Origin of the sequence: Curtobacterium sp. MCBD17_003, assembly GCF_003234885.2 — a bacterium.
Taxonomy (GTDB): Bacteria; Actinomycetota; Actinomycetes; order Actinomycetales; family Microbacteriaceae; genus Curtobacterium.
The window spans coordinates 2,742,546-2,760,972 of the sequence record NZ_CP126275.1 but is presented as its reverse complement, the minus strand read 5'-3'; the positions used below and the strand labels follow the sequence as shown (position 1 = coordinate 2,760,972).

General features: G+C 73.3%; 19 protein-coding genes and 1 tRNA gene. 10 read left to right on the top strand and 10 right to left on the bottom strand.

Annotated elements, in window-relative coordinates:
• Positions 1-84 precede the first annotated feature (84 nt).
• Positions 85-1,455: a molybdopterin-dependent oxidoreductase gene (locus DEI88_RS12990; protein ID WP_111072486.1), complete on the top strand. Its 1,371-nt coding sequence runs from the start codon at positions 85-87 to the stop codon at positions 1,453-1,455.
• A complete protein-coding gene (locus DEI88_RS12985; protein ID WP_111037085.1) occupies positions 1,452-1,976 on the top strand; it encodes a hypothetical protein in 525 nt (174 codons plus the stop codon). Before DEI88_RS12990 ends, DEI88_RS12985 begins: the two co-directional genes overlap by 4 nt.
• A gap of 94 nt (positions 1,977-2,070) precedes the next feature.
• Here DEI88_RS12985 and DEI88_RS12980 read toward each other — a convergent pair whose 3' ends face one another.
• Genes DEI88_RS12980 through DEI88_RS12960 form a run of 5 tightly spaced genes read right to left on the bottom strand, consistent with a single transcriptional unit; the run spans position 2,071 to position 6,422 of the window.
• Complete coding sequence (locus DEI88_RS12980) at positions 2,071-2,775, bottom strand: class I SAM-dependent methyltransferase (RefSeq protein ID WP_258375142.1); 705 nt, start codon at positions 2,773-2,775, stop codon at positions 2,071-2,073.
• Entirely contained in the window at positions 2,772-3,446 is a 675-nt protein-coding gene (locus tag DEI88_RS12975; RefSeq protein WP_111072441.1) for a TIGR04282 family arsenosugar biosynthesis glycosyltransferase, read from the bottom strand. Before DEI88_RS12975 ends, DEI88_RS12980 begins: the two co-directional genes overlap by 4 nt.
• Positions 3,443-4,231, bottom strand: coding sequence for a glycosyltransferase family 2 protein (locus tag DEI88_RS12970; RefSeq protein WP_309146561.1), 789 nt, complete (start codon positions 4,229-4,231; stop codon positions 3,443-3,445). Before DEI88_RS12970 ends, DEI88_RS12975 begins: the two co-directional genes overlap by 4 nt.
• A 5-nt stretch (positions 4,232-4,236) precedes the next feature.
• A complete protein-coding gene (locus DEI88_RS12965; protein ID WP_111072440.1) occupies positions 4,237-5,484 on the bottom strand; it encodes an NAD-dependent epimerase/dehydratase family protein in 1,248 nt (415 codons plus the stop codon).
• On the bottom strand, positions 5,481-6,422 hold the full coding sequence (locus tag DEI88_RS12960) for an MTAP family purine nucleoside phosphorylase (protein ID WP_111072439.1): 942 nt from the start codon (positions 6,420-6,422) through the stop codon (positions 5,481-5,483). Before DEI88_RS12960 ends, DEI88_RS12965 begins: the two co-directional genes overlap by 4 nt.
• Before the next feature lie 114 nt (positions 6,423-6,536).
• Between DEI88_RS12960 and DEI88_RS12955 the strand changes: the two genes are divergently transcribed.
• The 5 genes from DEI88_RS12955 (at position 6,537) to DEI88_RS12935 (ending at position 9,978) form a co-directional block, all read left to right on the top strand.
• A complete protein-coding gene (locus tag DEI88_RS12955; RefSeq protein WP_111072438.1) occupies positions 6,537-7,808 on the top strand; it encodes a molybdopterin molybdotransferase MoeA in 1,272 nt (423 codons plus the stop codon).
• Complete coding sequence (gene moaC / locus DEI88_RS12950) at positions 7,805-8,278, top strand: cyclic pyranopterin monophosphate synthase MoaC (protein WP_111010923.1); 474 nt, start codon at positions 7,805-7,807, stop codon at positions 8,276-8,278. The genes DEI88_RS12955 and moaC overlap by 4 nt, the downstream gene beginning before the upstream one ends.
• Entirely contained in the window at positions 8,275-8,886 is a 612-nt protein-coding gene (locus DEI88_RS12945) for a MogA/MoaB family molybdenum cofactor biosynthesis protein (RefSeq protein WP_111072437.1), read from the top strand. Before moaC ends, DEI88_RS12945 begins: the two co-directional genes overlap by 4 nt.
• Positions 8,883-9,419 (top strand): molybdenum cofactor biosynthesis protein MoaE, encoded by a 537-nt coding sequence (locus DEI88_RS12940; RefSeq protein WP_502866971.1) that lies wholly within the window; start codon positions 8,883-8,885, stop codon positions 9,417-9,419. The genes DEI88_RS12945 and DEI88_RS12940 overlap by 4 nt, the downstream gene beginning before the upstream one ends.
• Before the next feature lie 358 nt (positions 9,420-9,777).
• Positions 9,778-9,978 (top strand): hypothetical protein, encoded by a 201-nt coding sequence (locus DEI88_RS12935; protein ID WP_146242912.1) that lies wholly within the window; start codon positions 9,778-9,780, stop codon positions 9,976-9,978.
• A gap of 668 nt (positions 9,979-10,646) precedes the next feature.
• On the opposite strand, the gene DEI88_RS12930 is transcribed toward DEI88_RS12935, so the two are convergent.
• A complete protein-coding gene (locus DEI88_RS12930) occupies positions 10,647-11,216 on the bottom strand; it encodes a TetR/AcrR family transcriptional regulator (protein ID WP_111014066.1) in 570 nt (189 codons plus the stop codon).
• 104 nt (positions 11,217-11,320) lie between these two features.
• Between DEI88_RS12930 and DEI88_RS12925 the strand changes: the two genes are divergently transcribed.
• Positions 11,321-12,214: an SDR family oxidoreductase gene (locus DEI88_RS12925; protein WP_111072434.1), complete on the top strand. Its 894-nt coding sequence runs from the start codon at positions 11,321-11,323 to the stop codon at positions 12,212-12,214.
• A 169-nt stretch (positions 12,215-12,383) separates the two neighbouring features.
• Positions 12,384-14,312, top strand: coding sequence for an ABC-F family ATP-binding cassette domain-containing protein (locus tag DEI88_RS12920; protein ID WP_111072433.1), 1,929 nt, complete (start codon positions 12,384-12,386; stop codon positions 14,310-14,312).
• A 116-nt stretch (positions 14,313-14,428) separates the two neighbouring features.
• On the opposite strand, the gene DEI88_RS12915 is transcribed toward DEI88_RS12920, so the two are convergent.
• Positions 14,429-14,875 carry a hypothetical protein gene (locus DEI88_RS12915; RefSeq protein WP_111072432.1) on the bottom strand — a complete coding sequence of 149 codons (447 nt, stop codon included), beginning with the start codon at positions 14,873-14,875 and terminating at the stop codon, positions 14,429-14,431.
• 3 nt (positions 14,876-14,878) lie between these two features.
• Positions 14,879-15,373 carry a MarR family winged helix-turn-helix transcriptional regulator gene (locus DEI88_RS12910; protein ID WP_111072431.1) on the bottom strand — a complete coding sequence of 165 codons (495 nt, stop codon included), beginning with the start codon at positions 15,371-15,373 and terminating at the stop codon, positions 14,879-14,881.
• A 213-nt stretch (positions 15,374-15,586) separates the two neighbouring features.
• Between DEI88_RS12910 and DEI88_RS12905 the strand changes: the two genes are divergently transcribed.
• Positions 15,587-15,658, top strand: a tRNA-Gln gene (locus DEI88_RS12905).
• Between the two features lie 180 nt (positions 15,659-15,838).
• Here the strand turns inward: DEI88_RS12905 and DEI88_RS12900 are convergent.
• Entirely contained in the window at positions 15,839-17,242 is a 1,404-nt protein-coding gene (locus DEI88_RS12900; RefSeq protein WP_111072429.1) for a glycoside hydrolase family 32 protein, read from the bottom strand.
• Between the two features lie 36 nt (positions 17,243-17,278).
• Entirely contained in the window at positions 17,279-18,277 is a 999-nt protein-coding gene (locus DEI88_RS12895; protein ID WP_111072428.1) for a LacI family DNA-binding transcriptional regulator, read from the bottom strand.
• Positions 18,278-18,427: the final 150 nt, after the last annotated feature.

Sequence of the window (18,427 nt, the reverse complement as noted above, 5' to 3'; positions counted from 1 at the left end):
TGCGACGAGCGTAGTGGGACCCGAACGCCGCACATCCGGCGGTTCCACGGCGAGCGGCGTCGTCGGGCTGCCAGGATGAACGCCGTGCGTCGGCTGCTCCGTGACCTCCGCCGTGGCCTGGCGTCGCCGAACCGCAACGCCCGGTCCGCGGTCGTGCTCGGGCGCCTGCTCGGCATCGCGTTCCTCGTGTGCTTCGCGACCGGACTGTGGAGCCACTTCCTGCAGGACCCGCTGCCCTGGATGACGTTCCCCACGCGGCCGGCCCGGCTCTACCAGTTCACGCAGGGCCTCCACATCACGACCGGCATCGCGATCATCCCGCTCCTGTTCGCCAAGCTGAACACGGTCATGCCGGCGCTCGTCCAGGACCCCCCGCTCCGTGGGCCGCTGCACCTGCTGGAACGGGCCTCCATCACGGTCTTCGTGTCGGCGGCGGTCGTCCAGGTGCTCACCGGCCTCGTCAACACGTACCAGTGGTACCCGTGGCCGTTCTCGTTCCGGCAGACGCACTACGCGCTGTCGTACGTGCTCATCGGCTCGCTCGCGATCCACATCGGCGCGAAGCTCCCGCTCATCGTCCGGTACTGGCGTGCGCGGGACTCCTACGACGCCGAGGGCCGGTTCGTCGTCGACCCCGCCGTGCGCAGCGAGCTCGTGCCGGATCCGGTGCCCGCGGGCGACGGCGCCGCGCCGGCTCGCGCGGGCTCCGGCCGGGAGGCCCGGCAGTCGTCCGCCGCGCCGACCCGCGGGGTCACGGGCCGACTCCTCCGGTGGATCGACGCGGACCCCGGAGGTCCGCGAGGCCGCGCGGGGGACGGCGACCTGCCTCCGGCCGCATCGCAGGACGGACGCCGGCAGCGCCTGGCGCGCCGCGGGCTCTTCACCGCCGTCGGTGGCGCGGTGGCCGCGGTCGTCGTCCTCACGGTCGGGCAGTCCTCCCGCCTGGGCGAGCCGTTCACCCTCTTCGCGCCGCGGCAGCGTGGGCTCGGCCCGGCCGGCCTGCCCGTGAACCGCACCGCCCACGCCGCCGGGGTGACCGAGACCGCCCGCGCGGGGGACTGGGGGCTCACGGTGTGCGCGAACGGCGTCCGCAAGCGCTTCTCGCGGGCGGACCTGCGGGCCATGGACCTCGTCACGGTCGAGCTGCCGATCGCATGCGTCGAGGGATGGAGCCAGATGGCGACCTGGCGCGGCGTCCGCATCCGCGACCTCGTCCGGGCCGTCGGGGCCCCGGCGGCCAGCACGCTGCGGGTCACGAGCCTCGAGCGACACGGCGGGTACCGCGTGATGGAGATGGGCGCGGAGTACGCCGCCGATCCCACGACGCTCGTCGCGCTCGAGGTCAACGGCGCGGACCTCCCGCTCGACCACGGCTACCCGGCACGGATCATCGCGCCCGGCCGGCCCGGGGTGCTCCAGACGAAGTGGCTCTCGAGCATCGAGGTGACCTCGTGAGCACCGCGCCCACCACCGCTCGGGGCGTCCGGATCGCCCGGCTCGTGCTCGTGCTCGTCGGGGTCGCGGTCCTCGCGTTCGGCTCCTGGACCCTCGGGTCCGTCGAGCGGCCGCACAAGGCGGTCGGGCTCCTGTGGTGGCTCATCGGCGCCGTGGTGCTCCACGACGGGGTGCTCTCGCCGTTCGTCGTGCTGGTCGGGGTGCTGCTGCGGAAGGCCGGGCGACGTCTGCCCGGGTGGACGCTCGTCGTCGTGCAGGTCGCCGTCGTCGTCGGAGCGGTGCTCGCCCTCGTGGTGCTGCCCGAGATCCAGGCGACGCACCACGAGAAGAACCCGACCGTGGTGCCGTTCGACTACACCCTCCGGCTCGTGCTCGCCGAGGTCGTGCTCGGGGTCGTGGCGGTCGGCGCGGTCGCGGTGGGCCTCCGCGGCGCCCGGCGCCGCCGCGTCGGCGGGGTCGGCGCCTCCGGCCCTGCCGGTGCCTCCGGCCCTTCGGGCCCGGCCGGCCCCGGCCTCCCCTGACCGCGAGATCGCAGTCGTTGCTGCTCTGGGCGCCTCCAGAACGGCAACGACTGCGATCTCGCGGAAGGGGACGGAAGGGGGGCGGTGCAGTCGATCAGGAGCGGCGGAGTTCGCAGAACGACCGACCGGCGACCGTCCAGCGCTGCGACTCCCTGAGCCCGGCGACGCGGGCGTCGCGGCGGAGCGCACGCTGCCCGACCTCGGCCCAGGGGAACTCCGAGCTCGTCCGGCCGTCGGCGTCCACCACGCGGGCGTCGTAGGTGCGGTCGGCGTCCGGGTCGGCGTTCGTCTCGACGATGATCCGACCGCCGGGGCGCACGATCGCCCGGCACCGCTCGAGCAACGCCGCGGGGTCCCCGCCGATCCCGATGTTGCCGTCGATCACGAGCGCGGTGTCCCAGTGGCCCTCGTCGGGCACGGGGTCGAACACGGAACCCTGGATCGCGCGGCCGCCGGCGTGCTGGGCGATCGAGACCGCAGCCGGGGAGACGTCGACCCCGAGTGCGGGGATCCCGAACCGGCCCGCCGCGACGAGCATCCGCCCGGGGCCGCAACCGATGTCGATGAGCGGACCGTCGACGACCTCGAGCAGGGACAGGTCCACCTCGTCGGCGGGAGCGTTCCAGCGGCCGACGTCGAACGTCACGTCGTGTCCCGGGCGGTCGGGGTCGCGGAGCCGGATGTGGCCGTCGGTCGCGAGGGCCTGCGCGTACGGCTCGTCGCCGCCGGCGCCGAACGCGGCGTCGCGGTCGTCGCCTCCGTGGCTGCCGCCGGTGGTGAGCATCGTGTCGGTGGTCATCGCCGTGCCTCCTCGAGGTCGCGTCCGGCGTCCGGGTCGTCCTCGCGCACCGCGGCGAGCGCCGCCGCGAACCGGGACTCGGGCGCGAGCGTGGCAACGGTCTCGGCGTCGGCGATCGTGTCGACGTCGAGGAGCTCGTCGAGCAGACCGACGCGCAGCCCGGCGGCGCGGAGCCGGTCGAGCTGCACCGCGCCGGTGTCGTCGCGGGACATCGGGACGCCGCGGACCAGGTCGCCGCGCGGCTCGCGGAGCCACAGGCCCCAGAACCCGCCGTCCGCGGCCGGTCCGAACCACGCGTCGTGGTCAGCGCCCTCTTGGCCGTCGGTGCCGCGGACGAACACGGGGGCGACGTGCGTCGGAGTGAGCTGCGGCGTGTCCATGCCGACGAGCAGGGTGGCACCCTCCACGGTGTCGAACATGGCCGCGAGTCGCTCGTCGAGGTCGCCCCGCACCTGGTGCAGGACGTCGAAGGACGCCGCGGCGGCGGGGACGTGCTCGCCGTCGAACAGGAGCACCCGTCGCTCGGCGGGCATGGCGAGCACGGCGGCGATCGTGTCGTCGAGGCTCGCCGCGGCGACCCGGGCCGCCTCGACCGGCGAGAGCGCAGGCGAGAGCCGCGTCTTCACACGGCCGGGCACGCACTCCTTGCAGATGAGCACCACGGTCGTCACGCGCGCACCTCCGTCGCGTCCGCTCCCGCCGACTGGACGCCCGTCGACCGGTCGGGAGGCGCGGCAGCGGTCCGCGCAGCGGTCCCGTCGTCGAGGTGGGTCGGTCGGGCGGGGTCGAGCCGGTCCTCCCGTCGGTACCGGCGGAGGAGCCGTGACATGTCGCGGATGGCGTTGACGGTGCCGCGCAGAGTGCCCGTGACCTTGCTGTCGCCGATGCGCTGCGCGTACCCGATGTCCGACTCGTCGACGCGCCATCCGGCGCGGTGCGCGGCGAGGACCATCTCGAGCGGGTAGCCGCTCCGCCGGTCCTGGAGGTCGAGGGCGACGAGACCCTCGCGGTACATCGCCCGCATCGGGCCGAGGTCGTGCAGGCGGTACCCGGTGGCACCGCGCATGAGCCGGGCGAGGACGACGTTCGCGAACCGCGCGTGCGGGGCCCAGGCGCCGGACCCGGTCGGACGTCGCCGGCCGAGAGCCAGGTCCGTGCGGCCCTCGGTGACCCGTGCGACGAGCGGGACGAGGTCCATCGGGTCCATCGAGGCGTCGGCGTCGCAGAACGCGATGACGTCGGCGGTGGCGGCGGCGACCCCGGCAGCGCAGGCCGACCCGAACCCGCGTCGGGGCTCCGTGACGACGAGCGCCCCGTGCGCGCGGGCGACCTCGGCGGACCCGTCGGTCGAGCCGTTGTCCACCACGATCGCGCGGTATCCATCGGGCAGGCGGGTGAGGACGCTGGGCAGCGCCTCGGCCTCGTCGAGGCAGGGGAGGACGACGTCGACGGTCATGCCGGTCATTCGGTGCGGGCCGGGAGATCGATGGGAGGCTCCTCCGAGCCGCCCTGATCGTCCTCGCTCGTGCCCGCGGTGGCGTCCGTCGGAACCGCGGAGGCCTCCGTCGACACCGTGGCGGCGTCCGTCGTGCTCGGGGTGGTGTCCCTCGGAACCGGGGCCCGGAGTGGCGCCGAGGCGAACTCGCGCATCCCGGCGACGAACTCGACCTGCGCCGACCAGCCGAGCTCCCGCGCGATGCGGGCCGACGACGCCGTGACGTGCCGGACGTCGCCGAGCCGGTACTCCCCGGTGACGACCGGCTGGGGCCCGTCCGGACCGGCGATCGCGGCGGCCATGTCACCGATCGTGTGGACGTGGCCGGAGCCGACGTTGTAGGCCGCGAAGCTGTCCGGCGACGCGGTGCGCGTGGCGGCGATGGCGGCGATGTTCGCGTCCGCGACGTCGGCGACGTGCACGAAGTCGCGGCGCTGGCCGCCGTCCTCGAACACACGGGGTGCCTCGCCCCGGGCGATCGCGGACCGGAAGAGCGATGCGACGCCGGCGTACGGCGTGTTCGCGGGCATGCCCGGACCGTAGACGTTGTGGTACCGCAGGGCGATCGCCCGGCCACCGGTGGCCCGTGCCCACGTCGACGCCAGGTGCTCCTGCGCCGCCTTCGTCTGCGCGTACACGTTCCGGGGGTCGAGGGCGGCCGACTCGTCGATGAGCTCCGGCACGAGCGGGTGCCCGTCCGGCCCGATGGGCTCGAAGCGGCCGGCGTCGAGGTCCTCGCGGCGGCGTGCGGGCGGGCGCGCCGGGTCCCCCGAGGAGGTCCGGTAGGCACCCTCGCCGTAGACGACCATCGAGCTCGCGACGACGAACCGGTCGACGCCCGCGCGGTCCATCGCGGCGAGGACGGACGCCGTCCCGACGTCGTTGCTCGACACGTAGTCCGGGGCGTCCTGGAAGTCCACGCCGAGCCCCACCTTGGCGGCCTGGTGGCACACGACGTCGATGCCCACGAGTGCGGCGTCCACCACGTCGGCGTCGCGCACGTCGCCGCGGACGACCTCGACCCCGAGCGCGTCGAGCTCCTCGACCAGGCCCGTCGGATCGCCGTGGACGTCCGGGCGGAACGAGTCGAGCACGCGCACCGCGGAGCCCGCGGCGACGGCGCGCCGCACGATCTCCGAGCCGATGAAGCCCGCGCCGCCGGTCACGAGCAGGTGCTCGCCGTGCGGCCGGGAGGCCGTGGTGCCGTCCGTCATGCCCGGACCGCCCGCGCCATGACCGACGCGGACGCCTCGGCCGGCACGAGTTCGCGCGGGGTGTGGTCGTCGGGCACTGCGCCGACGATCGCCTCGATCGCGTGGACGATGACCGCGTTCGCCGCGGCGAGGCGCTCCATGACGAGGTGGTGCGTCACGGCGCCGGTGTCGTCGGCCGGCGCCGCGTCGGCCCCTGCGTCGGCGGCCGGTGCGTCGGCGGCCGGTGCGTCCTCGGCCGGTGCGAGCCCGGCGTCGGCGTCCGTCACGAACGACAGGTTCACGGTCCCGATGCCGAGCTCGGCGGCGAGCTGCACCTCGGGTGACATCGTCATGTTGATGGTGTGACCGCCCGCCTCGCGCATCCACACGGACTCGGCGCGGGTCGAGAACCGCGGGCCCTGGATGACGACACAGGTGCCGGTCGGCTGCAACGGCACACCGAGATCGGTCAGCGCCCGCACCGCGATGCGCCGCAGCACGGGGTCGAACGGGTCGGCGAACGACAGGTGCTGGACGCCGCCCTCGTCGAAGAACGTGTCCTGCCGCCCCCACGTCCGGTCGACGACCTGGTCCGTCACGACGAAGGTCCCCGGCGGGTACTCGGGGTGCAGACCGCCCACGGCCGAGCTCGACACGATCGCGCGCACGCCGAGGGACCGCAGCGCCCAGACGTTCGCCCGGTACTCGATCCGGTGCGGCGGCACCGAGTGCTCCCGCCCGTGCCGGGTGAGGAACGCGACCCGGCGCCCCGCCATGGTGCCGACGGTGATCGGACTCGAGGGGCGCCCGTAGGGGGTGTCGACCTCGATCTCGGTCGCCGTGCCCTCGGCGAACAGCGAGTACAGGCCGGACCCGCCGATCACGCCGATGGGCACGGCGTCGGTCGGTGTGCTTGCAGAGTCGGCGTGGGGATCGTCGAGCGGGGTGGAGCTGTCCACGTGGTGGCGTCCTTCCGGGGGCAGAGCGAGGTCCCGGTTACGCTATCGGCAGACGTTCGGCTGACGTTAGGCATGTCTCCAGCAGCCCGGACGATCCGGACGACGAGGAGCACGATGCGCACCATCGAGGACCACCGGCTCGCGATCGCGGACCTCGTCGCCCCCGTGCTCGCGGCACTCGCCGTGGCGCCGGGCGGCCGGGAGGACCGCCTCGTCGACGACCTCGCCGCGGAGCCCCTCGCCGGGCACGCCGCCCGCGTCCTCGCCGTCGGCATCACCGCCCCGATCGACCTGCCGCCGTTCGACAACAGTCAGATGGACGGGTTCGCGCTCCGCGCCGCCGACGCCGGCGTCCCCCTCCGCGTGGTGGCCCCGATCGCTGCCGGCGCCGCCCCGCTGCCGCTCGCGCCCGGTACGGCCGCGCCGATCATGACCGGGGCGGCCGTCCCCGCGGGTGCCGACGTCGTCGTGCCGGTCGAGGCGGTCCCGCCCGGCCGGTTCCCCGCCGCGCTCGACCTGCCGTCCGTGACCATCGCCGAGCCACCCGCGGTCGGGACGTTCGTGCGGCGACGGGGGTCGGACCTCCCGGTCGGCGGGGTGCTCGCGACCGCCGGGGCGGCGTGCACGCCCGCCCTGCTCGGTCTGCTCGGCGCCGCAGGGGTCGAGCGGGTGACGCTCGTCCGGCGACCACGGGTCCTCGTCGTGTCGACGGGCTCGGAGGTCGCACCGCCCGATGGTGCCGGCGGTGCCGGTGCCGACCGCGGGGGCGTGGCGGGCGCGACCATCGGCGACGCGAACGGTGCCGCGCTCCGCGCCGCGCTCGCCGAGGTGGGCGCGGAGACCCGCGCGGTCCGGGTGCCCGACGACGTCGACCGGTTCCGGGGCGCGGTGACCGCGGCCGTCGGCGACTGGGCCGACCTCGTCGTCACCACGGGCGGGATCAGCATGGGTGCGTTCGAGGTCGTGCGCGAGGCCCTGGAGCCCGCCGGACTCACCGTGACCGGGGTCGCCATGCAGCCCGGCGGGCCGCAGGCGTTCGGCTCCGTGCCCTTCGGCCACCGGGCGGTCCCCGTCGTCGCGTTCCCCGGCAACCCCGTGTCGGCCCTCGTGTCGTTCGAGGTCTTCCTGCGCCCCGTGTTCGCCCGCCACGCCGGCCTGCCCGACCGTCCGGCCGAGTCGTTCCCCGCCGGAGAGGCCGCCGCGTCACCGTCCGGGAAACACCAGATCCGACGGGGCAGGGTGGAGGACGGCACGATCCGCTTCGTCGGCGGACCGAGCTCCCACCTGCTCGCGCACCTCGCCGAGGCGACGCACCTCGTGCACGTCCCCGTCGGCACGGACACCGTGTCGCCGGGCGACGTCCTGACCACCTGGAGGATCCGATGACCGACGCGCTCTCCCACGTCCGCCCCGACGGCTCGGCGCACATGGTCGATGTCTCGGGGAAGGACGTCACGACCCGGTCCGCCACGGCCACGGCGACGCTCGTCACCCGACCGGACGTCGTCGCCCGCATCCTCGACGGCACGCTCCCGAAGGGCGAGGTCGTCGGCACCGCCCGCATCGCGGCGATCATGGCCGTCAAGCGCACGAGCGACCTCATCCCGCTCTGCCACCCGCTGCCGATCAGCGGCGTCGAGGTCGAGGTCACGGGGCAGGACGACCGGGTCGTCGTCACCGTCGCCGTCCGCACCACCGCCCGCACCGGCGTCGAGATGGAGGCCCTCACCGGCGCGAGCGTCGGGGCCCTGACCGTCTACGACATGGTCAAGGCCGTCGACCGCAGCGCCGTCGTCACGGACGTCCGGGTGCTCGAGAAGCACGGCGGCCGCTCGGGCGACTGGAGCGCGTCGTGAGCGGGGACGTGCCGGCGACCGGGGCACCGACGCCGGCGAACGCCGCCGGGGCCGATTTCGGGACCGGGGCTGCGGCCGGAGCCGGGTCCGGGACGTCCTCCGCCGGTCGCGGCCGCGGTGCCGTCGTCGTCGTGTCCACCCAGGCCGCCGCGGACGAGTCCCTCGACACCACCGGCCCCGTGATCTGCGACTGGATGCGGCAGCGCGGGTTCAGTGTCGAGAGCGCTGTCATCGTGGCCGACGGCGGCCCGATCGCCGACATCGTCGCGGCCGAACTCGCCGGCGGCGCCAGGATCGTCGTGCTCACGGGTGGCACCGGTGTCACCCCGACCGACCGCACGCCCGAGGCCGTCGCGCCGTTCATCGACCTCGAGATCCCCGGGATCATCGAGGAGCTCCGTCGGCGCGGGGCCCAGGCATCGACCCGCGCCCTGCTCACCCGCGGTGTGGCCGGCCTCGCCGCGGGCGGGACCTTCGTCGTCACGCTGCCCGGGTCGCGCGGGGGTGTCCGCGACGGCCTCGACGTCATCGACGGCGTGCTCGACCACCTGCTCGACCAGGTCGCCGGCGAGGGACACGCGCCCCGCGGTGCCGGAGGTGCGTCGTGAGCGACGAGCGCGGCGGGGCGCACGCGGCCCCGGGCCTCCCTGTCGATGGTGCTGACCGAGCCGGGTCCGGTGGCGGGGGCGAGCCGGGCCTCCCCGACGTCGTCGTGCGCGCCGACGTCGTCGTGCGCGCCGACGTCGTCGACCGCGCGATCAGCGTCGGCGAGCTGGAGGCCGTGGTCCCCACCGACGCCGACGGTGCGGTCGTGACCTTCGCCGGGGTCGTGCGCGACCACGACGGCGGCAAGGGCGTGCACGCGCTCGGGTACGAGGCGCACCCCACGGCCGCGGCCGTCATCGCGCGGGTTGCCGGGGCGGTCGCAGGGGAGCACCCCGGTGTCCGGATCGGGGTCCTGCACCGGGTCGGGGACCTCGTCGTCGGGGACGTCGCGCTCGCGGCCGTCGTGGCGTCACCGCATCGGGCCGAGGCCTTCGCGGCGTGCTCCGCGCTCGTCGACCGGGTCAAGGACGAGGTGCCGATCTGGAAGCACCAGCGGTTCACCGACGGGACGGACGAGTGGGTGGCGGCGCTGTAGCCCCCGCCCGCCCCACCCTTCCGCCCCGGACCCCCTTCCGCCTGATTTCGACGAACCGATCGTCGTCCGGCATCGGGTTCGTCGTTGCATGCCCCGGCAGATGCTGCGTCTGTCCACACCGACGACCTGGTCGTCGTCCGACAGCTGATCCGTCGTTCGGGAGCACACCACGTCCTCCGTGGCGGCGCGTCCTCTCCGCTCCGGAACGGACGGGCGAGGTCAGCGGCCAGCCGCGCCCCACCCCTCGTCCGCTCGCGGCTGTCCGATGTACGACATACACGCGATGCTGGGGTGCCGCTGTTCGCGGCATAGGCTCCATCGCGATGAGGGCCAGGGGGTCTGGTCGCGGGGGAGTGACATGGAACCGGGAACGCTCGACACGGTGGTGGTCGAAGAACTGACGGCGGAGCAGGGGCGGGCGATGGTGGACGAAGCCGTGCGCGAGACGCTCGGCATTCCGCTCGAGACCTTTCGGGCACGGCTCGAAGCTGGTGCCTACGACGGCATCGACGACGATCAGATCATCCGCCTGATCCTCATGCTTCCGTTCGCTGATTGACCCGTGGCAGCACGGACACCAAGGCAGGCCGTCGAGCGGTTCATGGAGCCGCTGCGTCGAGCCGTTGCCTGCTTGCCCACCGCTGCGAAGATCACGACCGGCGAGGCGCCGAGTGACCCGGGCCGAACGAGAGCCTGGGACCTCAACGGCGGCAAGGGTGTGGACCTCGGGAGCGGCATGCGCTTGGACGCGCAGATGCACTATCTGCTCCGACAGCGCCCGGGCGGGTGGAGCGTGTCGACGTCCGCCTACCGGTACCGCTTCGTCCTGCGCGCGGAAGAGGTGTTCCTGATGCACTGGCACCCCGATGGTCGGAGTACCTACCGACTTCCGCACCTCCACCTGCAGTTGGGCGGGAGCCGCGAGGTCGTGAAGGAGCATCTGCGAACGCCGAGGATGTGCTTCGAGGACGCGATCGAGTGGGCGATCCTCCTCGGCGGAGTCCGACCAGGGCGGGACGACTGGGAACGCGTCCTCGAGACCGGGAGGCGGGACCACCATCGCGCGCGCCGGTGGTGCCTCGATCCGGAAGGCGAGCTCGAGCGCTTACGCTGCGCCGGACCTCGTGTTCCTGGCCGCGCTCGGGTCAGTCGTCGTCCGACGGGTGCCGCGAGGCCGCTCGCCGCGTTGCGATCCGGTTCAGGACAGGTGCGGCGCAGGGTGCGACGCTAGTCCGCGGCGTGGAGTGCGTCGAGCTGCTCGAAGCGTTCTCGGGCGATCTCGGGCACCGAACGGGTCTCGTCGTCCGCGATCCACTGCTCGAACGCGAGTCGGAACACCATCGTGCCGGTTTCGGCCGCGAGCGTCGCTGTGGGTTCGTCGACGTCACGGGCGCGCAGTGTGTCACGCATGGCACGGGACAGCGCCGCCATCTTGAGGAGCTCCCGCTCGTACAGGCCGGAGTTTGCCAGGATGACGCCCTGTCGGCGGCGGGAGAACGCGCGGTGCTCGTCCTCGAACCAGGACCCTCCCGTGATCACCGCGAGGCGGACCGCCTCGAGCGGCGTGGTGTCCCGAGGCGCTCCGGCGGCCGCGTCGACGAACGCCGCTTGGAAGTGCTCCTGCCCGGCGAACAGGACCTCGCGCTTGTCCGCGAAGTGGCGGAAGAACGTGCGCTCGGTCACCCCGACGGCAGCGGCGATCTCGGCGACGGTCGTCTCCTCGATGCCCTGCTGGGCGAAGAGCTCGAGGGCAGCGTCGCGGAGCCGATCCCGCGTCCCGGGTGTCCATCGAACCATCCGACGATCATACTGATGACAGCGACTGACTTCGGTGCTACTGTCCATGTCAGACACTGACATCGAGGGTCGCGGCGCGTCCGCGACCGGGAGGAGGCCACGCCATGCGCGCCTTCATCACAGGAGCATCGGGCTGGATCGGGACCGCAGTCACGGACGAGCTGATCGCGAACGGACACCAGGTCATCGGCCTGGCACGATCGGACGCCTCAGCCGCGAGCCTCGAGGGCAAGGGAGCGGAGGTCCTCCGCGGCGACCTCGACGACCTCGACGCCCTCCGCACCGGCAGCCAGCGCGCCGACGCCGTCATCCACCTGGCGAACAAGCACGACTGGTCGGACCAGGCCGGGACGAACCGGACCGAGCGTGCGGCCGTGCAGACGATCGGTGACACGCTCGTCGGCACGGGCAAGCCGTTCCTCGTCGCGGCGGGCGTCGCCGGGCTGACCCCCGGGCGTCCTGCGACCGAGGCGGACCCGAACCCGAGCCACGGGCCGGACGCACCGCGCGGCGGGACGGAGAACCTCGCGCTCGAGTTCGCGGAGCACGGCGTCGTCCCCGTGAGCCTGCGCTTCGCGCCGTCGGTGCACGGGGCCGGGGACCACGGCTTCGTCAAGATCATCGCCGACGCCGACCGTCGTGCTGGATCGGCCGCGTACATCGGCGACGGCGAGCACCGCTGGGCAGCCGTCCACGTGCGGGATGCCGCGCGGGCCGTGCGTCTCGGCCTCGAGCAGGCCACGCCGGGCCTCGTTCTGCACATCGTGGCGGAAGAGGGCGTCCCCACGAAGGCGATCGCGGAGGCCATCGGCGGTGCGGACGGCCTCCCCGTCGAGTCGATCGACCCCGCGGCGGCGCAGGAGCACTTCGGCTTCATGGGGATGTTCTTCGGCATGGACCTGTCGGCGAGCAGCACCCGTACGCAGGAGGTCCTCGGCTGGACACCGACGGGTCCGACGCTCGTCGAGGACATCGCGTCGGGCGGCTACGCGGCCTGACGCACGGGAACCGCGCATGCCGACGACAAGTGCGCACGCGCCCGCATGCGCACTTGTCGTCGGGACCCGCACTTCGGGCCGCGCTCGGGACGCTCGCTCGGGAGCGTGCACGAACGGGAGGAGCGGGGCCGCGACCGCGCGCACGGCCCCGTCCGCCTACCCTCAAGGGGTGGCACATCTGCTTGGCGCTGAGAACCTGCACCTCGAGTACCCGACGCGCGTCGTCTTCGACAGCGTCTCGCTCGGCATCGACGAGGGCGACCGGATCGGCGTCGTCGGACGCAACGGCGACGGCAAGTCGACGCTCATGAGCCTGCTCGCACAGCGGATCGAGCCCGACGGCGGCCGGGTGACCCAGCGTCGCGGCGTGACCGTCGGGTTCCTCGACCAGCGCGACGACCTGCCCGCGGGCGAGACCGTCGGCCACGTCGTGGTCGGTGACCTCGCCGAGCACGAGTGGGCCGGGGACGCGCGCATCCGCGATGTGATCAGCGGACTCGTGGCGGACGTCGACTGGGACGGCCTGGTCGACGACCTGTCGGGCGGCCAGCGGCGTCGGGTGGCGTTGGCGCGCCTCCTGGTCGGGGACTGGGACGTGCTGTTCCTCGACGAGCCGACGAACCACCTCGACGTCGAGGGCATCGCCTGGCTGGCCGAGCATTGCCGCAAGCGGTGGGCGGCGAACCAGGGCGGGCTCGTGGTCGTCACGCACGACCGGTGGTTCCTCGACGAGGTCTCGACGACGACGTGGGAGGTCCACGACGGCATCGTCGAGCCGTTCGAGGGCGGGTACGCCGCGTACGTGCTGCAACGGGTGGAGCGGGACCGGATGGCCGCCGCGACCGAGTCCCGCCGACAGAACCTCATGCGGAAGGAGCTCGCGTGGCTGCGCCGCGGCGCGCCGGCCCGCACGAGCAAGCCGAAGTTCCGCATCGACGCAGCGAACGAGCTCATCGCCGACGTCCCGCCCGTGCGCGACACGGTCGCCCTGTCGCAGATGGCGACCGCGCGGCTCGGCAAGGACGTCGTCGACGTGCTCGACGCCGGCGTGCAGTGGCCCGAGGCGCCCGAACCCGTGCTCGAGCACGTCGAGTGGCGCATCGCACCGGGGGAGCGGACCGGGATCCTCGGCCCGAACGGTGCGGGCAAGTCGACGCTGCTCGGGCTGGTGTCCCAGAAGATCCAGCCCACGAGCGGCAAGGTCAAGACCGGCAAGACCGTGCAGATCGCGATGCTCGACCAGCAGCTCGCCGACCTGCAGCAGTACGCCGAGGACCGCGTGCGCGAGGTCGTCGGCCGCAAGAAGACCACGTACGTCGCCGACGGCAAGGAGATGACGCCGTCGCAGCTGCTCGAGCGTCTCGGGTTCTCGTCGGCCCAGCTGTCGACCCCCGTGAAGGACCTGTCCGGCGGGCAGAAGCGGCGCCTCCAGCTCATGCTCATCCTGCTCGACGAGCCGAACGTGCTCATCCTCGACGAGCCGACCAACGACCTCGACACCGACATGCTCGCCGCCATGGAGGACCTACTCGACTCGTGGCCCGGCACCCTGCTCGTCGTCTCGCACGACCGGTACCTGCTCGAACGGGTCACCGACCAGCAGTACGCCGTGCTCGGGCACCGGTTCCGGCACCTGCCCGGTGGGGTCGAGGAGTACATGCGGCTCCGTGCGGCCGGGTCGGCCGCGCCGCGGGACGCGTCCGCCGCGACGGCGCGGGTGGCTGCGGCGGCCGGTGCGGGCGCGCGCGGGGGCGCCGGTTCCGCGGGTGCCGGTGGCGCTGTTGCCGGTTCGGCTGGTGTCGGTGCGGCGGGTGCCGGTTCGGCGTCGGCCGGGAGGGACGGTGCGGGCCCGGCGGCGGGCCTCCCGGCCGTCAGCGGTGCGGACCGGCGGGCCGCCGAGAAGGAGATGTCCTCGCTCGACCGGCGCATCGCCCGCGCAGGGCAGGACCGGCAGCAGGTGCTCGACGCGTTCGCGGCGCACGACCAGGCGGACTACGCCGGGCTCGGGGACCTGCAGGCGAAGCTCGCGGCGGTCGATGCGGAGCTCGAGCAGCTCGAGACGCGGTGGCTCGAGGTCGCGGAGCTGCTCGGGGCGTAGGGGCCGGCCGGGCGGGCGCGACGCGGTTCGGCACGACTGCGCGTGCCGACGACAAGTGCGCCGCGCTGACGACCGCGCAGTTGTCGTCGGGGCGCGCAGTCCGGCCCGGAGCCGGCTCAGGCCCAGGGGTCGTGCACCCAGTCCGGCAGCGGGCGGCGCTGTCCCCACGCGAAGGGGCTCTCGGCGACGAAGTCCTGCACGTCGTTGGCGAAGCGCCAGGCGAACTGTGCGTCGGACTCGTCCTCGACGAGGGGCACCCCGACGCCGTGCCCGGGCACCGACATCGCCAGGACGTAGTCGTTCCCACCCAACCGGCTGTCGGATCGGACGGGGGCCGGGCGCGGAGGGACGGCCTCCCGGTCGGGAACGAACCCCGCGCCGATGTGGACCGGTTCGCCGTCGGAAGGCGTCGCGGGCATCGCGGGGAGTCGCCGCGTCCAGGTCTCGCGCCGCTCGAGCTGCACATGGACCAACGCGCGCTCGTCCGGCGTGAGCATCGCGTCGAGCACCGGCTCGACGACCCGCGGAACCGTCTCGGTCAGGAACGACTGGACCGTGCGCACGGCTCAGTCGCCCAGGCTGATGCTCAGCGAGCGGAGCAGCCCCGCCAGCTGCGTCCGGTCGGTGGGGGAGAGGTCCGCGAGGATCGCAGCCTCGGCCTCGACCAGTCCCGCGATCGCGGCGTCGACCGCCGTCCGACCCTCGGGCGTCAGCGTGACGAGCACCCCTCGGCCGTCGCTCGGGTCCGTCCGCCGCTCGACGAGCCCGCGGTCCGCCAGGCGGTCCACGCGATTCGTCATCGTGCCGCTCGACACCAGCGTCTGCTGCAGCAGCGCCTTCGGGCTCAGCTCGTACGGCTCACCCGCGCGGCGCAGCGCCGACAGGACGTCGAACTCCCACGACTCCATGTCCCCGGCCGCGAACGCCGTCCGCCGCGCGCGGTCGAGGTGCCGGGCGAGCCGCCCCACCCGCGACAGCACGTGCAGCGGTGTGAAGTCGAGGTCCGGTCGCTCGCGATGCCACGCCGCGACGATGCGGTCGACCTCGTCCTCCTGCGGCATCCGTCCATCATGGCAGCGGTGGCGGCGGACGGGAGGGACGGCGCGGGCTGGTGGTGGGCCTCCCGGCTGGCGGGGGGTCCGGTGCGCCACCGGACGGGAGGGACGGCGCGGGCTGGTGGTGGGCCTCCCGGCCGGCTGATGGTGGCGCTGGTCGGCACGCGCACGGGGCGGCGGATGCTGCATGGGATGATGTCGGGGCGCCCTCGGGCGTGGTCCGCCTTGGTGTAACGGCAGCACATCAGCCTTTGGAGCTGTGGGGTCCGGGTTCGAATCCTGGAGGCGGAGCCGGCCGCACAGGGGCGGAGGGGTGGGGCGATCGGTCCGTCGGCCGGATCACTTTGATATTTCCCGCAGTTAGGGCGGCCGGGTTGACCGCGGCAGCCGGAGGCCTGGCGACCGCCCACCCAGCCAGGAGGCGCGGTACGGGCCTGCACCGCGCCTCCCTGCCGAGCCGGAACCGGCCGTCTACGCGTCTGCCAGGGACCGAGCGGCGGCGAATGCGGCGACCGTGACGCCGCGGACGTCGACGGAACCGTCGACGACCTCGACAGAGATCCCCGATCCGCGCCGATCGTACATCCGCGCGTTCAGCGCAACGTCGCCGACGTAGATGGTCGCGATCGATTCGTCGACGACGATGCGGACGCTGATGTCGGCGCCCGACTCGATCGTGATCGGTCGGTCGTGGCCCCGCGCGTCGTACCGGAACCACGGGTAGTTCGGGACCTTATCGAACCGCAGCTGCTGCTCGCCGGGCGCGATGGTGAACGCGTAGGCGTCGCCGGTCGCGGCCTCCGCGGCGATCCGGAACGAAACCGACCGGGTGCCCGCCGCGACGGAGATGGTGGCCTCAACCGAGTACGTTGAACCCGGGGCGTCGGCGAGGTGCGCCGCGGCGCGGCCGTCCTCGCGGGACACAGTCGCCGCCGGCAGTGGATCGGCGGGCGGGAATGCCGCCGCGACACCCTCCGGGATCCCGACGCCGAGCGATCCGTCGGCGCGCTGGAGGACCTCGTGCACGACGAGCGTGCCGCCCCACTGCTCGGCGCCGAGGTCCTGCTCGCCCTCCTTCGTCGGCACCCAGCCGAACAGGTATCGGTGCTCGCCGTCCGAGGCCGACCGGGCGGCGTAGTAGGTGCGGCCGTCGAACGCGTCGTCGACCGGAGCCGACCAGGGTCCGAACATGGACCGGCTCATGCGGTACACGGTCTTGCTCCGGTCGCTGTACTCGGTGGTGAGCAAGTACCACCAGTCGCCCATCTGGAACAGGTCCGGCATCTCGTGCATCGAGTACAGGTCGGGTGCCCAGAAGTCGCCCTGGAACTCCCAGGTCTCGAGATCCGGGCTCGAGAACCAGACGGTGCGGCCGGTCTGCACCCGCTCGCCGGGGAGTCGGCCGCCGAGGATCATCACCCAGCGGTCGTGTTCCTCGTCGCGGAGCACGAACGGGTCGCGCCAGTCGTCCTGGTCGTACCCGGGCTGCGGGACGGCGATCTGCGTCCCGGTCTTCTCCCAGTGCACGAGGTCATCGCTCGTCGCGAGCATCATCACCTGCGCGGCCTTGCCGAGCGCCGGGTAGTCGCGGTTGTAACCGGTGTACATCGCGTGGAAGCGGCCGTTCGCTTCGAACACGCTCCCGGCGAAGATGAACTGGTCCTGCTCGTCGTCGCCGCCGCGGGGGATGACCTCGCCGAGGTCCTCGTAGTGCACGAAGTCGGTGGTGCGGGCGAGTGCCCAGCCGAACGGCTCCCCGAACGGGATCGGACGTCGGGTGTCGCGCTGGTGGAACAGCTGGAACGCGCCGCGGGCGTACAGGGGCATGCAGTCCCCGAACCAGGTGCCGGGGAACTGGTAGTAGACGTTCGGCAAGGGTGAACTCCTTCGTCGGTGGTGGTTGCCGGTTGGTCAGGAAGCGGAGCGGGCGAGCGCTCCGCGCTCGATCAGGGCGGTGCTCACCCGGGTCGTAATCGGTGAACCGCCGTCGCCCGCGAGTCGGCGGAAGAGCGTCTGCGCGCCGACCCGGCCCATCGTGTCGACGTCCTGAGCGACGACGGTGACACCGCCGCGGACGACGTCCGCCAGCGGGAAGTCGTCGAACGCGACGAGGTCGGGCTGGTGCCAGTCACCGATCGCCTCGAGCAGCGTCATCGTCGCGACGGAGTTCGCGCTGAACAACGCGGTCGGCGGGTTCGGTGACCGTCGCCAGAACTCGAGCTGCTGCCGGAGTCGACGGACGTCGGGGATCGCTCGGTAGACGAGCCGCTGATCGAGCGCGATCCCGGCGTCGACCAGGGCAGCGCAGTACCCGTCGTAGCGCTCCTGTTGTGTGAAGAGCTCGTCGGAGTCGCCGACGAAGGCGATCCGCCGGTGTCCCGCCGCGACGAGCCGCGCGGTGCCGGTGGCGGCTCCGCCGGTGTTGTCGGAGAGCACGGCGTCGGCGGGTAACCCGGAGCCGAGCCGGTCGAGGAGCAGGACCGGCACCCCGCGGGCGATTCGGGTCAGGTAGCGGATCGAACCGCCGGCGGGGACGAGCACGATGCCGTCGACCTGCCGCGAGACGAGGGACTCGATCGCCGCGCGCTCGCGCGACGCGTCGCTGTGCGTCAGCGTGATCGTCAGCGTCGATCCCTCGTCGGCAGCGACGGTTTCGACGGCCTGCGCGAGCCGGGACTGGACGGGCTCGGCGATCTCCGGGCAGACGAACCCGATCGACCGGGTCACCGACTTGCGGAGCACCCGTGCCGCGGCGTTCGGCCGGTAGTCGAGCGCCGCGATGGACGTCTCGATCCGGATCCGGAGGGCATCCGAAACGTGTCCCTCGTCGTTGATGACGCGCGACACGGACTTGAAGCCCACGCCGGCGTGCGCCGCCACGTCGCGGATCGTGGGTCGTCGTTCGAGCATGATCCGGACGATAACCCTGACACCGTTGTCAAGGCGCAACAGTGCCGAAACTCGCCGTCATTCCGCGTGATTCCGGGCCTTTCCGCGTCAGAGCGGGCTTCGTCCCGGGTCGGGACGTCCATATGGTGGCAACGGTGTCGGGTGCGACGC

Coding starts and splice junctions, on each gene's coding strand:
- DEI88_RS12980 (WP_258375142.1), bottom strand. CDS start 2,775: ATGACCACCGACACGATGCTCACCACCGGCGGCAGCCACGGAGGCGAC.
- DEI88_RS12970 (WP_309146561.1), bottom strand. CDS start 4,231: ATGACCGTCGACGTCGTCCTCCCCTGCCTCGACGAGGCCGAGGCGCTG.
- DEI88_RS12965 (WP_111072440.1), bottom strand. CDS start 5,484: ATGACGGACGGCACCACGGCCTCCCGGCCGCACGGCGAGCACCTGCTC.
- DEI88_RS12955 (WP_111072438.1), top strand. CDS start 6,537: ATGCGCACCATCGAGGACCACCGGCTCGCGATCGCGGACCTCGTCGCC.
- moaC (WP_111010923.1), top strand. CDS start 7,805: ATGACCGACGCGCTCTCCCACGTCCGCCCCGACGGCTCGGCGCACATG.
- DEI88_RS12935 (WP_146242912.1), top strand. CDS start 9,778: ATGGAACCGGGAACGCTCGACACGGTGGTGGTCGAAGAACTGACGGCG.
- DEI88_RS12930 (WP_111014066.1), bottom strand. CDS start 11,216: ATGGTTCGATGGACACCCGGGACGCGGGATCGGCTCCGCGACGCTGCC.
- DEI88_RS12925 (WP_111072434.1), top strand. CDS start 11,321: ATGCGCGCCTTCATCACAGGAGCATCGGGCTGGATCGGGACCGCAGTC.
- DEI88_RS12910 (WP_111072431.1), bottom strand. CDS start 15,373: ATGCCGCAGGAGGACGAGGTCGACCGCATCGTCGCGGCGTGGCATCGC.
- DEI88_RS12895 (WP_111072428.1), bottom strand. CDS start 18,277: ATGCTCGAACGACGACCCACGATCCGCGACGTGGCGGCGCACGCCGGC.